This is a genomic window from Pedobacter jamesrossensis (genome assembly GCF_042650905.1).
GTDB classification, from domain to species: domain Bacteria; phylum Bacteroidota; class Bacteroidia; order Sphingobacteriales; family Sphingobacteriaceae; genus Pedobacter; species Pedobacter jamesrossensis.
The window spans coordinates 1-14,607 of the sequence record NZ_JBHSBY010000146.1; the positions used below are offsets into that span (position 1 = coordinate 1).

Genomic DNA, 14,607 nt, shown 5'->3' on the forward strand with positions numbered 1-14,607 from the left:
ATTCTAAAGATAGTTCTCGGCTGAAGATGGCCTCCCTTAATTTTTCGATAATTAAAAATGAGGTTTTTTTTTGACATTAACTAATTGGTTATAAGTTAAATATAATAAAATAAACCCATAAAAACAAGTCAAATAGTTGATAATCAAATATTTAAATACTTAACTTAATGACATTGCGCGTGCGCCAGCGAAAGCAGATTACTTAAATCCCTCCGTTTTTCACTACGGCAACTGTTACCATCAACTGCCCAACATGGCGCATGGTGTGTTCAGCCGCATGAACCAGCAAACCTATAACGGTTGAAGGCAGACCTGCACGACCGATTCCACGAAAATCTGCTAATGTAGTTTCATCGGTAACTTTGAGTTGCTCTAAAGCGTTATTTACCTGATTATTAAAACGGCTAACTAAATCCTCAACGGAATATCCATCAAGCGAATCTTTGCCCTCTTCTGCTAATTGTTCAAATTGGAACTCTGAAAGCTTTTCTGACCTGGCATAGGTAAAAACTCTATCGAGCACACCACTTAAATGTTGTAGATGAAAACCTGTTGATGCCATTCCGGCAGGGCGTAACCAGAGTAATTCAACAGGAAATCCTTCCATATAATCGTTAATTTCTTCTCGGGCTTGGAGTAGCGCATGTGCAACAGGCTGTAATAAAGCTATAATTTCAGGCAATGGGCCGCGTTGCCAAACTTCTAATTTTTGCGACATATATCTTCAATTTTCTCTAAGATATAAATCATTTTAGCCAAAAATTAATGTAAGTGAGAATATCAGCAGTAACCATACAACAAGGCATAAAACAAATAAAGGTCTTGCTGTCAACTTACTTTTCTTTGCGCCCGCTATACTGGATAATCCAAATATGAATTCTAAAGCTAACTCTATCATATCAATGTTTTTAACCTAAGATATTAAAAACGAACAAGTTGTTACAAAAGCATTATCTTTTTACGATTGTCTCATTTCATCCCTTACTTTGTCTTAATCTAACCTATCTCGATTGATAAGCTTAACTTAAATTTGTTTAATATGCTGATAACCGATAATTTACGAAAAGTGTCGGGATGAACTATTAATTCAAATTGCTTAGATTATATCTTCATCAATCTAAAATTAATCATTAACTAATGAACAGATTGTTCTACCCAATAACTATTTTTATGTTAGTAGAATCGCTATTATTTTTATGGTCGACACCAGTGAATGCACAACAAAACAATAATACCGAAAAGTCGATAAAAGCTGGCTATGCCCCTATTAATGGCATTAAAATGTATTATGAAATCCATGGAGAAGGCAATATTCCGCTCGTTTTGATTCATGGCGGTGGTTCTACTATCGAAACCTCTTTTGGCAACTTATTGCCATTACTTTCAGATTATGGAAAAATCATTGCTGTTGAGCTTCAGGCACATGGACGAACAAGCGATAGAAATGCTCCGGAAACATTTGAGCAAGATGCAGATGATGTAGTCGCTTTACTAAAGTACCTTAAAATAGATTCTGCAAACATTTTGGGTTTCAGCAACGGAGGCACAACAACTATGCAAATTGCGATAAGACATCCTGAAATAGTAAATAAAATCGTTGTAATCTCAGCAAATTATAAACGAGTAGGTTTAATTGCCGGTTTTTTTGAAGGTATGCAACCTGCAAAAATAGATAACATGCCGCAGCCTTTAAAGAGCGCTTTTTTAAAATTAACACCAGATGAAGGCAAGCTTCAAACTATGTTTGAAAAGGACAAAAACCGAATGCTAAACTTTAAAGATTATACCGACAAAGATATTAGCTCAATTAAAGCTGATGCTTTGCTAATTGTTGCCCAAAATGATGTTATAACTATAGAACATACTTTGCAGATGGCTAAACTCATCCCAAGTGCACAACTGGTTGTTTTGCCTGGCAATCATGGTTCCTTTATAGGGGAGGCATGCACAATTGAAAAAAATAGTCAAACACCTAAAGCAACTGCAATTTTAATTACTGATTTTTTAAAAGATAAAGCAAAAGTACATTAACCTTCAATTTAATGCTTTTTATAGTAGAAGTTAGCTACTTTACGGTTACACTTTTCACCAAATAGCCTTTTGCCCTATTACTTGGATCGTGTATTACGGTAGCATTTATAATCACATTTGCAGCATATTGATAATCGGTTTGAAATTTTGGAATAAGCAACAACAAATCTTCAAGTTGCTTTTTCACCGCATCATTCTCTGGTCTTAATACATAATTTCCATATTCAAAAACCTGATTCCTATACGCAAAGGCAATGTTGCTTCCAAATAGACTATTATATTTTAATGAAATTGTGAAGAGCTCCGCATTATTAGATAGTGTTTTACTCAATACTTTTTCAAAAATAAACCAATTATCAGGCCCGTCTTGAGGCGGCTCTTTGGGGTAATAAGCTTTAGCGCTTACTTTATAGGTATAACCCAATTCGCGTTCACTAAATCCTTCCAAATAGGTGGTTATCTTTTCATTTTTTGGCAATAAATATATTCTTTGATTACCTGTTTCTTCATAATGATCAACAAATAACTCCACAATCTGCCCATTTTTTGGGTTTACAGCCTCTTTTGAACAACCAAAAGACAGGAGCATAAGAAATAAAATAGGTAGATAGCGCATAATTTAGTCTATATTAAGGTTTATACTTCACAAAACGATAGATATGTGAAAAATGCTACATCATAAAGCTAGAAATAAAGTTTTATTGCTTTAAAAAATCAATTGCGCCATCAAAAAGTTACGTAGTTAAGTAATTGTTAATCATGGTTTAAATTATATTTGCTTATAGCACCAACATTTGGTATCTAACACTTATGTTGCGTTCCCTATTCCTAAACCCAAACCACAAATTATTCTTTATGATTAAAAATTTTTACGCTTTAGCCATTGTTGCCATTTTATCTACCTCGGATAAATTATTGGCTCAAACTACGCCAGCCGTTAACCGAACGCAAAGCAATGCACCTGCAACAAGTATTTCGACCTTTACTAAAGATTTTAAAAAATCTGAAGGCTATTTTAATTTCTATTATGATGAAAAAACCGGAAAAGTATTTTTAGAAATTAGCCAGTTCGATAAAGATTTTCTTTATTTCAGTTCATTAACTGATGGTGCGGGCAGAAATGCTGAGCGTGGGGGTGCTTCAACAAATGTTGCTCGTTTTATCAAAGTTGGCCCGAAAGTTTTTCTTTTAGAACCCAACCTTGCGTATCGGGCTGGGAATGGCAATCCTGATGAGATTAAAACGGTTGAAGGTTCTTTTGCTAAATCTATAATTTGGGGTTTCGCTCCTGTTGCTATTGAAGGTGATAAAACCTTAATAGATCTTACTCCTTTTATTATCCGGGATAGTCAAAATATTGGCGGAACCATCGGAGCACCCGCTTCTTCTGGAGGCGCAGGAGGAAGAGGTGCCGCAACCGGAGGAAGCACTTACCGTGTAGATGAAACCAGGTCTGCTGTTTATCTTCCAAACACAAAAAACTTTCCTAAAAACTCAGAATTTGAAGCCATGCTAACTTTTACTGGCGGAGCGCCAAGTGGTAGAGGAAATATTGCTCCCGATGCAAATGCTGTTACGGTAAGAATGCATCAATCTTTTGTTGAATTACCTGATGGAAATTTCAAGCAGCGCAAATTCGATCCTCGTTCTAGTTATCAACTTTTTAGTTATACCGATTTTTCTGCTCCAATGTCTGAACCATTGGTTAAGCGTTTTACACGCAGACATCGTTTAGAGAAAAAAGACCCGAATGCTAAAATTAGCGAGGCTGTAGAACCGATTGTGTATTATATAGATCGTGGCGCTCCTGCTTCTATTAAGAAGGCTTTAATAGAAGGTGGCGCTTTCTGGAACGAAGCCTTTGAAGCTGCCGGCTATAAAAATGCCTTTCAGGTTAAAGAATTACCTGAAGGTGCAGACCCGATGGATATTCGTTACAATGTAGTTAACTGGATTACCAGAGCTGGAAGTCCGAGGGCATTTTCTTATGGTTCGTCTTATAGCGATCCGAGAACGGGCGAAATTATAAAAGGTGTAGTAACTTTAGGTTCCGATCGTCATCGTCAAGATTATTTAATTGCCGAGGGCTTATTGCAGCCTTACACAGACGGAAAGCCAGTTAGTAAAGTAATGGAAGAAATGGCCATTTCGAGAATACGGCAATTATCGGCTCATGAAATTGGGCATACGCTTGGCTTAAATCACAATTTTGCAGCTAGTATGAAAGAGCGTGCTTCGGTTATGGATTATCCCTTCCCACGCATCAAGCAAAAAGCAGATGGTAGCATCGATTTATCTGATGCTTATGCAAAAGGAATTGGAAGCTGGGATAAAAGAGCCATAATGTGGGGTTACAGCGATTTCCCTAAAGGAGTTGATGAAAGTGCTGAACTGGATAAAATCATGAATGAAACCTTAAAACAAGGCTTTCAGTATATTCCTGATATTGGCGGCTATACGCACCCTAATGCAAATCAATGGGAAGATGGCGAAAATACAATTACAGAACTTAATAGATTGATGAAAATCCGCAGACAAGTTTTGGATAACTTCTCTGAGAAAGCAATTGTAAAAGATGCACCAATGGCAACCATCGAAGAAGTTTTAGTGCCAATTTATTTATTGCATCGATACGAAATAGAAGCCGTTGCGAAAAATATAGGAGGTCTTTATTTTACCCACTCAGTAAAAAATGATGGTCAAAAACCTACAAAAATGGTTGAACCTGCACAACAATGGGCTGCATTTGATGCTTTAGTTGCTACAATTAGCCCAGATGCTTTGGCTTTGCCAGAAAGTTTAATACAAAAAATACCTCCTCGCCCATCCGGGTACCCTGCTTCCACAGAAACTTTCAGCGGTTATACCGGCCCAACTTTCGACCCAATTGCAACAGCCGAAGCTGCAGCAAATGAAACTATTTCTTCTCTTTTAAATCCAGAGCGGGCATCTCGTTTAGTAGAATATAATTCAAGAGATTCTGAACAACCAGGTTTGATGGCGGTTATTGAAAAATTGATAAGTAAAACTTGGAAAGCAGCTCCTGTTAATGGATATAAAGGCCAATTACAAGTTATGGTTAATAATTTAACCTTAAAGTACCTGCTGCAACTTGCAGCAAATGAAAAAGCTTCAGAGAGCGTTCGCGGTGAAGCGCTATTAGAAATTTCTGAACTAAAATCATGGATGAGTGGAAAACTTCGTGATTCAGAATCTAAACAAAAAGCAAACATTCTTTATGGTTTATCTCAAATAAAAGATTTTGAAGAATCGCCAGCTAAATTCCAACCCGCACCAGCACAGGTAATGCCGCCGGGTGCACCAATTGGTATGGGTGGCATGGATTTTATTGATGATTGGAAATAAAAATTAGGTACAAGCTAAAAAGCATCAATCAGTAATGGTTGATGCTTTTTTAGTTAATTACCCCAAAAGACTGTTTCTAAATTAACATTTTAAGCGCCACTTCCTTTTCAATTAGTATAAATTTGTAGAACTAACAAAACACATTTATGTCTAAAACAAAACTTACAATAAACAATAACGGGTCAGTTAAAATTGAAGGCGATTTTGAAATCGTGGATAGAAATGGCAACGAATACGGATTGCAAGGTAGAACGGTACTTTCAATCTGCAGATGTGGATTATCGAAAAACAAACCATTCTGCGATGGCGCCCACAACGGTCATTTTGAACACGAAGCGATTGCTTTTGATTTGCCTCCGAAAAAAGTTTAAAATAAAAAAACCTGCTTAACGCAGGTTTTTTTTTATGAATTCATTTTAATCGGCGTCGTAGATAACAACTTTTCCAAAGTAAATTTTAAACTCATCCAAAAATGCTTTATGCAATGGGTGAACCTGATAAACATCATGCGCAGCCATATCTTCGAAAAATAAAATCAAGCTGAAAGTATAAGTTGTATCTACAACCGCACGCTCAATTGCAGCAGGCGTACCAACATGAAATGTTTTTACAACTTCGATGTTTTCTAAGGTTTTCAATGCCTTTAAAAAAGCAGCTTTTTGCTCTATAGTGGTATCGGCTTTTAACCAGAACAATACGTGGTGTGCTATCATTTTATTAAATTTTCGCCAAATATAAAAGATTATATACTCATCACTGAATCGTTTTAAAGATAAATGATCAACTATATACGGTACTAAATAGCAAACTACGTTTATAATTAGCGATTACGGGTTCAAATTAATTTAAAAAAAGGTTTTGTAATCACAAGAGTAGCTAATAACGCTGCAATTGCATCACCTGTTGAAAGTATGTTGACTTATGATATCAGTGCCTCTTGTTAAATTATACAATGGCAAAACGTAGAACTGTTTAGCGAAAAACTGTAGTTAAAAAAAAGTTTCATTAATTCTAAACCTTTACATAGCAAGCATTAATATTTAAACTATCAAGCTTACATCAAATATGTTTAAAATATTTATCTTATAGATAGTGGCTGAAACAAAAAGCAAATAAGCTTTTCAAATAATCACAAGATGCTGTATCATAATTCGAGTCATTCGAAAAACTTGTCGCATTGATCCTGTCGAAATGCCTTAATTAAAATTAAAAGGTGCTTCGAGTACATTCAGAATAACAAATTTTAGAATTGTGATACAGCTTTTTTATGCGCTTAATTTTGTAGCCGTAATCCCCTATTTAATGAAAAACGAGAAAAATCTTTAAAACCTACTTCCATATAACCAAAAAGGTCACACATGAATTTTTATCGAACCATAAGTAATTCTTTGCTGTTATCATTAATATAATAACGAGAAAATGGCAAAAAGCAAAAAAAAATCTACCAAGAAAAAAGGAGGCAAAAAGAAAGATAATAAGAAGAAAAAAGGACTCAAGAAAAATAAGTTATGCGTAAAAAATTCTCTTGTAAATAATATTAACGCAAGGAAGAAAAAGGGAAAATCGAGATCCAAAAAGGAATCGAAGATTAGTAAAAAAGCCTATAAAAAGATGCAAAATGGTTGGAAAAAATAGCTTACTATAATTATAGAATAAAATCTTTTTAATGTCAATAAATTTCAAAGGCTAAAAACGCTTGTAATTTTATATTACCTTTGTAAGGTAAACTTATAAGTTTTACTTACATTAATATGAGTACAGAAATTAGTAATGCAATTGCTTCAGAACTTCGTCCGGTTTTAGCGAGACTAAACCGTAAAATGCGTAAGTTATCGCCATCTAATACAGTTTTGTCTCAAACAGAGCGCTCTATTTTGGTTTTACTAGAGCAGCATGATTATTTGCTTTCTGCAGAACTTGCTGTGTTAGAAAAAATCACGCCTCAATCTATGGGTGCTTTGTTAAATCACCTCGATGAACTCAAACTAATTTCAAAAACAGCATCACACAGCGATAAAAGAAAAATTCATATTTCGCTCTCTCTTAGTGGAAAAGAAATGCTTGAACAAGTAAGGCTTGAACGTGATGAATGGTTAAGTAAAGCCATCGCAGAAGTTTGCACAGAACAAGAACAGTTAATCTTAAAAAAAGCTTTAGGTCCTTTAACAAAACTGGTTAATTTTTAGTCAGATGGCCTTCAATTATGAACATCAGTACATTTAATGCATTTAAAAGTCGCAATTACCGCCTTTACTTTGGCGGTCAATCCGTTTCCTTAATTGGAACCTGGATGCAAAAAACTGCAGTAAGCTGGGTTGTTTACGAGCAAACCCATTCTAATTTTATGCTCGGGCTAACGCTTTTCGCAAGCTTATTTCCATCCTTTATCTTTTCATTTATTGGTGGCGTGGCATCAGATAGGTATGATAAATATAAGCTGTTATTGATTACGCAAATTGCCTCAATGGTTCAAGCCATTTTGATGACTATTCTAATTTTTTCTAAACATTACGAAATGTGGCAAATTATTGCCCTAAGTGCTTTGCTTGGATTGATAAATGCTTTCGATGTTCCAGCTAGGCAATCGCTGGTTTACGAAATGGTTGATAATAAGGAAGATTTGCCTAATGCATTGGCACTAAATTCTTCGATGGTAAACCTCTCGAGATTAATTGGCCCTGGATTGGCTGGTTTAGCCTTAGAAAAATTAGGAGATGATGTTTGTTTTGGCTTAAATGCAGTTAGCTTTATTGCAGTAATAGGTTCTTTACTAATGATGAAATTACCAAGATACATTTCAAAACCGCATACTAAAAATGTAATTGGAGAACTTAAAGAAGGTTTTGCATATATAAGAGCTACACCTTCAATTGCATACATTTTAATTATGCTTGCGCTAATAAGTTTGTTCGTTTTACCTTTCAGCACATTAATACCCGTTTATGCGAAGGATATTTTTAAGGGAACCGCATCTACATTCGGGGTAATAGATAGCGTAATTGGTCTAGGTGCTTTTTCGGGTGCGATATTTCTAGCTTCGTTAAAACCGGGTAAAAATCTTCGAAAAATATTGGCGATAAACACTCTAATATTTGGTGTAGGTTTAGCTTTGTTTTCGCATACAACATTTTACCCTGCTGCTTTAGTTTTCGCAACAATATCTGGTTTCGGCATGATGTCGCAGATTACAATAAGTAATACTTTAATTCAAACAACAGTCGACCCAAATATGCGTGGGCGAGTAATCAGTTTTTATGCCATGGCATTCTTCGGCATGCAGCCATTAGGAGGTCTTGTTATTGGAAGTATTTCTCAACTTATTGGCACAGAAAACACGGTGTTATTTCAAGGTGCCATAGCAGTTTTAATTGGCTGTTTATCTTACAGAAGATTATACAAAGGAGAAATTAAAAATAACGCCGCAATAAAACCTGTTGAAGAACTTGTATTGGAAAAAATATAGGAAGGCAGTATCAAGGGTTTTTCGCGTTAGGGATTGCAAGGGTTTAGTATCGATTTTTATCGGTAGCATAGTGAAGCGCTGAAAAGCACGGCACCAATACCGATGAAAAATCGGTATTGGTGAAAAGCCCAAAAAATTTTAAACCTTATAAATTGCTTTCGCTTTATGGTAAGTGATATACGATAAAGCTAAAATAAATAAAAACACAACCGGACCAACACGGTTGGCTATAGGATCGGCGGAGACTGTGTGAGCTATAAATGCAGAAACAAAAGTAATAGTAAAACCTGCATAAGCCCATTCTTTAACTTGTTCTCTAACTGGAATCAATAACAAAATTGCTCCCATATTTTTGCAACGGCCAATTCAATTCTAAAATAATTGGGAAAGCCTAAATGCAAAAAACCTTGTTTAACAATTGGATTTGTAAAATAGGAATAAGCTGAAAAAACCATCATAAGGGAAACTAAAGCTGTTGATATCCAGTAAATAATTTTAATTGTTTTTGTGTTCATGTTCTTTTTTGATGCAAATTTATTCACTTATGCTATTAAAAAGATACTACTTTCCAAAAGGATAGCGATATCCTTTTGGAAAGCTTATATATTTGTAACATGGCTTTTAGAAGAGAAAATCATACTAAAGAAACTTGTAACGCTAGTTTAAACGCAGTAAAGGATGCACTTTATGTGTTAAATGGAAAGTGGAAACTCCCGCTGATAATCAGTTTACAGAATGGTCCTAAGCGTTTTAATGAAATTCAAAAATCAATAGGCGATATAACTCCAAAAATTTTATCCAAAGAGCTAAAAGATTTAGAGCTAAATGAATTCGTAATACGCAAAGTATTTTCGACTACGCCTGTTACTGTAACTTATGAGTTAACTGAATATAGTGGCTCTTTAAATAAGGTTATTGATGAGTTAAGAAATTGGGGTCTACAACATCGAGAACGCTTGGTAACGCATAGAAAAACAGAAAACGTTTTAGAAGAGGTTGTGATTTAACGGCTAATTATTTGACTGAGATTTGTAAAGTGGTAGTCAAACCATCAAAAAAGTTTAAACTTTAATATTTAGATGATTATCTGTATTATCAGCTATCTTTGCAAAAAATAGATCGATGGCGGTATTACATAAAAAAGAAGAAAAAATTCAGGCAGTGCTGGGTAGGTTGCCTAAAAAATATACAGATGAACAGTTTGTTGAAATGTTTATCAGACTTTATTCTAAAGATTGGGGCAAAATTAAATCGGCTTACATTAAACAATCTCAAGATAAAGAACCCGGCACAATTATAAATATGCCAAAACCAGAGGTTTATTTAAGGCAGGTTTTAGCAAATTATTTACAACAGGCAGATGCACCGAAGGTAGCTGAAGTTATAACTGAAACTCCTGTTGAAGAAGTAAAAAAGGTTAAAGCACCAGCTAAGAAAAAAGAAACTGAAGCTAAAGAAACTTTAACTGAGCCCAAAAAAGCTAAAGCGACTGCTAAAAAGAAAGTAGAAGTTGTTGAAGAAACAGTTGAAGAGGTAAAAGAAGTTAAAGCACCAGCTAAGAAAAAAACAGAAGTTTCAGCTGAGGCTGCAACGGATGAAAAGAAACCAAAAGCGGCAGCAAAAAAACCAGCTGTAAAAAAATAAAAATATTTTTAATCTGATATAATAAATCACCATTTTGGTTGTTTATATATATGAGAGCGTTAATTTAGATGACGGGGATAGGTCGGTATGATTTATCCCCGTTCTTTTTTAAGTTTTTCTAACGCCTGTTTTCCATCATTTTATTTTAAGAAAAAAGCCATCAATTTCTTGGCGACTTACAATTAACCCAAACTAAAATTTATTTTTCTATCATTTTGTAGTAGCGAACATAGTCGACTTCCATTTTTTGTGGCCAGATGGAATCATCTATACCTTGTGCCCCACCCCAATCGCCACCAACTGCAATATTTAAAAGAAGGTGAAATTTTTTATCAAAAGGCCAGACTTTATACCCTGTACCTTCATTTGTAAATTCGAAAACTTTTACATCATCGTAGTATCCTCTTACAGCATAAGGTGTCCAATCCACCCTGTAAACATGAAAAGTAGTACTTGCACCTTCAATCTTTTTCGTAATGGTTTTTTGTGTGTTTATTTTGAAATTATAAGCCTCCGTATGTGTACTGAAATGAACATTATCCTGGTCGTAACCTACATGCTCCATAATATCTATTTCACCCGATTTAGGCCAATCGCCATAAGCTCTGTCAGTTGGTAACATCCAAATAGCGGGCCAAGTACCTTTCCCATAAGGAAGTTTCGCTTTTATTTCAAAACGGCCATATAATGCGTCTAATTTACCTCTTGTTACCATTCTAGATGAAGTATATGCCATTCCACCCATGCTCTCTTTTTTAGCCGTTATAGTTAAAACTCCATTGGCTACATTTGCATTGTTAGTTGTATTAGTATAATATTCCAACTCATTATTGCCCCAGCCGCTGCCACCAGTATCGTAATCCCAATTCGAGGCTAAAGGTGCTCCGGAATTTGTAAATTCGTCGCTCCAGGTTGGTGTCGTATCAAATGTCCAAGCCTTATCAACTGGTGTAACCGTTACAGGAGGCACATAAACTGGTCCATCTTCTGGCATTTTTTTTGAACAAGAGGAGAATCCGATTGTAAAAATCGTTAAAACTGCAAAAATCGCTCTCTTGAAATAAATTACTAAATCTATCATGTTTTAATTTTTAATAAGAGCAGCTTGAAGGGTTATTTTCAAGCTGCTTGTATCTTCGAAAGCGTATTTTATTTAAATTCAAAATCGTCGATGTAGAAAATACCCGGATTTGGATGACCTTCACCACCTAACTGAACAACAATTTTATCATACAAAGTTTGCGCAGAGGCTCCTGAATAATCGAATTCTAACTGAATCCAAGTATTATATTGTGCAGCTGTAATCGTTTTGACAATTTCTGTCTGAGTTTGCCAGGCATTACCACCTAATAGAGAGTTTTGCAATTTAACTGAAACCGTTGGTGCAACTTTTGTAAAATCGTTTCCTCCAGGAATGAAAACTTTCAGTCTAATTTTATTCTTGGTAGACAAATCAAAACGATAAGGAAGCGTAATATTCAAGTTTCCGTACTGACCATCATTACCAGCTCTTTTTTCGTAATAAGCAACTTTTGTTGAAGTGTTTGCAGGGAATTTAAACGGATTATCATAGCTATGATTATAATCCAAATTCTCAGCCAACCATGCCATTCCTGTAGCAGCCTGAAAATCATCAGACAAATTAGCGACCTGAATAGGTTTTAGAACTGGTGGCACAACAGGCCTAACATATCCCTTTCTGATTAATTTTAAATACCATGCGTTACCTGCATTAGATTTATCAAGACATCTTAACCACATTTCATCTTCTGTAAGCGATAGAATTTGATAAGACGATACACCTAAATAGTAAGAAATAAAACCATTATTACTGATATTAATGTATTTCACGCCTGCAACGTCATTCAAAATCCATGTTAAGTTAGTTGGAGGTGTGTAATTTACAGTTGGGTCATCACTACCTACAGGCCCGCCAATACCTGGAGCATTTGATGCATTTGCAAACGTCGTTCCATTATTAGCATAGGTATATTTAAGTGAAGTTGAGCCCATTGCAAAAGTCATTTCATCATCGTAAAAACCTTGTCCGGCTTTTTCATTTGGCCCAGCCTGATACCAATCTGGAGCCTGTGAAGTTATTGGCCCAACACCTAAATGACCAGGCTGAGTTTGATCAATTACCCAAACTTTGCCTGCAGCATTAGCAACACCGCCAGATAATAATGTATAGGCTGGATCGCTTAACATGCTCGTATTTGTAGATGCAATGGTAATTGTTTTGGTGGTAGAAACCGAACCACCATCGGCAAGTACCGTTAGCTTAACCGTATATGTACCAGCGATTGGATAGGATGACTGAACATCATTTCCATCTGCAGAAGCGCCGTTTCCAAAATCCCAATGGGCATTAATACCATTATATATGCTTTTAAAGGCTATAATATTCGGATTAGCTGTAGTGGGTGTTGCATTAAACTGAATTTGTGCTTCTGTTGGCGGAATACCAATATCCTTGGTGGTTTCGCTCTTTTTGCAAGAAACGATAAGGCTAAATATCAAACCCAAACCAAGGAAGATTGATACTTTTATTTTGTTTTTAAATAATTTCATTTCAATACTGATTAGTTATAACCTGGATTTTGTTTAATACCACCTTTGGTAACTTCTATTTCATTTAATGGAATTGGCAAATACTCACTTTTACCAGCCTTATATCCCGATGGACCTAAAACAGTAGCGGCTTTACCTGTTCTCACTAAATCAAAGAAACGGTGACCTTCTGTAGCCAATTCTAACCTACGCTCTGCATAAATATTATCAAGCGTTGCCGGGATTGAGGCTAAACCAACTCTTGCTCTAACTGCATCTAATAATTCTTTAGCTCTGGCAGCGCTACCACCACCTCTTAACAAAGCTTCAGCTTGCATTAAATAAGTATCGGCTAAACGAATCTCAATTTCATTAATTGGCCAGTTTTGTTCTGCAACACCACTAGCAGAGCGAAATGCTTTTAATGGCGCATATTTTTTGATGAAATAATCGGTATTTTGATAACGGCCATTATAAGTTGCACCAGCAGCTTTCAACGCCGTACCATCGATAATTGTAGTTGCAAAACGAGGATCGTTTTTCATCACGTTAACCAAATCTAACGTTACAGGACAAAATCCCCATCCACTAGAATATGTATCGCCATTATAGCTATCCATTCCAATAAATTGCGTTCCAACGTTTCCTTCACCACCATTAATGTAACCCCAATCAGACCAAGCCGCATTGTTCGAGTGCGGAATTTCTAAAATCGATTCTGCATTAAATTTATTTGCAGGGTTAAAGATATCAGCATAGTTTGGCAATAATGAGTAGCCATAAGCATTGCCAACTTTATTTACATCTTCAAATAAAGTTGCGGCTTCAGTCATTTTCGCATTATCATTTTGGTAAAGCAAAACTTTACCTAATTGCGCTTTTGCAGCTCCCTGAGATATCCTTCCCTTTTCTGCAGTAGAAATTGTTAAAGGCAAACCAGGTATTGCATCTCTTAAATCTTTCTCAATTTGCGCGTAAATTTGAGCTGGTGTAGACTGAACCTGAGCGTATAGTTCGCTCGTTTCTAAAACTTTTGTAATTAGTGGCACATTTCCAAACCATCTTACCAAATCAAAATAGAAGTAAGCTCTTAAAAATTTAGTCTCTGCGGTGACACGTGTTTTAAAAGCAGCACTTAATGTTGTTGCCTTATCAATTTTACTTAAAATAACGTTTGCACGATTAATACCTGTGAAATTTTTATTCCATAAACCTACTTGTGGGCCAAGACTTGAGTTCATGTTAAAATTATCGTAAGCAACCCAGTTTGGTTGGTCGGATGCATTACTGCCGCCAGCAAAGCAATCATCAGATGCAGCACTTAGCAATGGCATTTTCATGGTGTAGCCACCAGTAGTGCCCCATTGTGTTACATCATAAACGGCAATAACGCCCTGCATAACCTCGGTTTCATTTTGATAAAAGTTATCTTCCAGAGCTGTACCTCTCGGCGTTAGCTCTAAATAATCTTTCTTGCACGATACAAAAACTAACATAACGGCAACTATTGCCATTAGCTTTTTAAAATTTTTATTGTTCATTTTTTACAATAA

The 14,607-nt window shown here is 35.7% G+C and carries 15 protein-coding genes; 8 read left to right on the plus strand and 7 right to left on the minus strand.

Translation table 11 applies throughout. The annotated features are described in order from the left end of the window. Window positions 1-202 precede the first annotated feature (202 nt). Window positions 203-718, minus strand: a complete 516-nt coding sequence (locus ACFOUY_RS20685; protein ID WP_378963190.1) for a DinB family protein — start codon at window positions 716-718, stop codon at window positions 203-205. A 452-nt stretch (window positions 719-1,170) separates the two neighbouring features. Here ACFOUY_RS20685 and ACFOUY_RS20690 point away from each other — a divergent pair, with 452 nt between their 5' ends. Next, window positions 1,171-2,031 (plus strand): alpha/beta fold hydrolase, encoded by an 861-nt coding sequence (locus tag ACFOUY_RS20690; RefSeq protein WP_378963191.1) that lies wholly within the window; start codon window positions 1,171-1,173, stop codon window positions 2,029-2,031. A gap of 34 nt (window positions 2,032-2,065) precedes the next feature. Here ACFOUY_RS20690 and ACFOUY_RS20695 read toward each other — a convergent pair whose 3' ends face one another. Further along, window positions 2,066-2,647 carry a hypothetical protein gene (locus tag ACFOUY_RS20695; protein ID WP_378963192.1) on the minus strand — a complete coding sequence of 194 codons (582 nt, stop codon included), beginning with the start codon at window positions 2,645-2,647 and terminating at the stop codon, window positions 2,066-2,068. A 239-nt stretch (window positions 2,648-2,886) separates the two neighbouring features. Here ACFOUY_RS20695 and ACFOUY_RS20700 point away from each other — a divergent pair, with 239 nt between their 5' ends. Together ACFOUY_RS20700 and ACFOUY_RS20705 are read left to right on the plus strand one after the other, a co-directional pair. Next, complete coding sequence (locus ACFOUY_RS20700; protein ID WP_378963193.1) at window positions 2,887-5,397, plus strand: zinc-dependent metalloprotease; 2,511 nt, start codon at window positions 2,887-2,889, stop codon at window positions 5,395-5,397. Window positions 5,398-5,543: 146 nt separating this feature from the next. Beyond that, complete coding sequence (locus tag ACFOUY_RS20705; RefSeq protein WP_056087622.1) at window positions 5,544-5,768, plus strand: CDGSH iron-sulfur domain-containing protein; 225 nt, start codon at window positions 5,544-5,546, stop codon at window positions 5,766-5,768. Between the two features lie 45 nt (window positions 5,769-5,813). Here the strand turns inward: ACFOUY_RS20705 and ACFOUY_RS20710 are convergent, their stop codons facing one another. Next, window positions 5,814-6,110 carry a Dabb family protein gene (locus ACFOUY_RS20710; RefSeq protein ID WP_378963194.1) on the minus strand — a complete coding sequence of 99 codons (297 nt, stop codon included), beginning with the start codon at window positions 6,108-6,110 and terminating at the stop codon, window positions 5,814-5,816. Window positions 6,111-6,816: 706 nt separating this feature from the next. On the opposite strand from ACFOUY_RS20710, the gene ACFOUY_RS20715 reads away from it, so the two are divergent. The 3 genes from ACFOUY_RS20715 to ACFOUY_RS20725 all read left to right on the plus strand — a co-directional run bounded on the left by ACFOUY_RS20715 (window position 6,817) and on the right by ACFOUY_RS20725 (window position 8,860). Continuing rightward, on the plus strand, window positions 6,817-7,032 hold the full coding sequence (locus tag ACFOUY_RS20715) for a hypothetical protein (protein ID WP_378963195.1): 216 nt from the start codon (window positions 6,817-6,819) through the stop codon (window positions 7,030-7,032). 116 nt (window positions 7,033-7,148) lie between these two features. Beyond that, window positions 7,149-7,583, plus strand: a complete 435-nt coding sequence (locus ACFOUY_RS20720) for a MarR family winged helix-turn-helix transcriptional regulator (RefSeq protein WP_378963196.1) — start codon at window positions 7,149-7,151, stop codon at window positions 7,581-7,583. Window positions 7,584-7,600: 17 nt separating this feature from the next. After that, a complete protein-coding gene (locus ACFOUY_RS20725) occupies window positions 7,601-8,860 on the plus strand; it encodes an MFS transporter (RefSeq protein WP_378963197.1) in 1,260 nt (419 codons plus the stop codon). A 138-nt stretch (window positions 8,861-8,998) separates the two neighbouring features. Here the strand turns inward: ACFOUY_RS20725 and ACFOUY_RS20730 are convergent, their stop codons facing one another. Further along, entirely contained in the window at window positions 8,999-9,208 is a 210-nt protein-coding gene (locus ACFOUY_RS20730; protein ID WP_378963198.1) for a DoxX family protein, read from the minus strand. 266 nt (window positions 9,209-9,474) lie between these two features. Between ACFOUY_RS20730 and ACFOUY_RS20735 the strand changes: the two genes are divergently transcribed. Then, the gene (locus tag ACFOUY_RS20735; RefSeq protein ID WP_378963199.1) at window positions 9,475-9,867 is read left to right on the plus strand and encodes a winged helix-turn-helix transcriptional regulator; all 393 of its coding nucleotides are present in this window, start codon (window positions 9,475-9,477) and stop codon (window positions 9,865-9,867) included. A gap of 115 nt (window positions 9,868-9,982) precedes the next feature. Beyond that, window positions 9,983-10,504, plus strand: a complete 522-nt coding sequence (locus ACFOUY_RS20740) for a hypothetical protein (protein ID WP_378963200.1) — start codon at window positions 9,983-9,985, stop codon at window positions 10,502-10,504. Between the two features lie 199 nt (window positions 10,505-10,703). Here the strand turns inward: ACFOUY_RS20740 and ACFOUY_RS20745 are convergent, their stop codons facing one another. The 3 genes from ACFOUY_RS20745 to ACFOUY_RS20755 all read right to left on the minus strand — a co-directional run bounded on the left by ACFOUY_RS20745 (window position 10,704) and on the right by ACFOUY_RS20755 (window position 14,595). After that, window positions 10,704-11,585: a glycoside hydrolase family 16 protein gene (locus ACFOUY_RS20745; protein WP_378963201.1), complete on the minus strand. Its 882-nt coding sequence runs from the start codon at window positions 11,583-11,585 to the stop codon at window positions 10,704-10,706. Window positions 11,586-11,653: 68 nt separating this feature from the next. Beyond that, window positions 11,654-13,075 carry a PKD domain-containing protein gene (locus ACFOUY_RS20750; RefSeq protein WP_378963202.1) on the minus strand — a complete coding sequence of 474 codons (1,422 nt, stop codon included), beginning with the start codon at window positions 13,073-13,075 and terminating at the stop codon, window positions 11,654-11,656. Window positions 13,076-13,086: 11 nt separating this feature from the next. Then, window positions 13,087-14,595, minus strand: coding sequence for a RagB/SusD family nutrient uptake outer membrane protein (locus ACFOUY_RS20755; RefSeq protein WP_378963203.1), 1,509 nt, complete (start codon window positions 14,593-14,595; stop codon window positions 13,087-13,089). Between the last annotated feature and the right edge of the window lie 12 nt (window positions 14,596-14,607).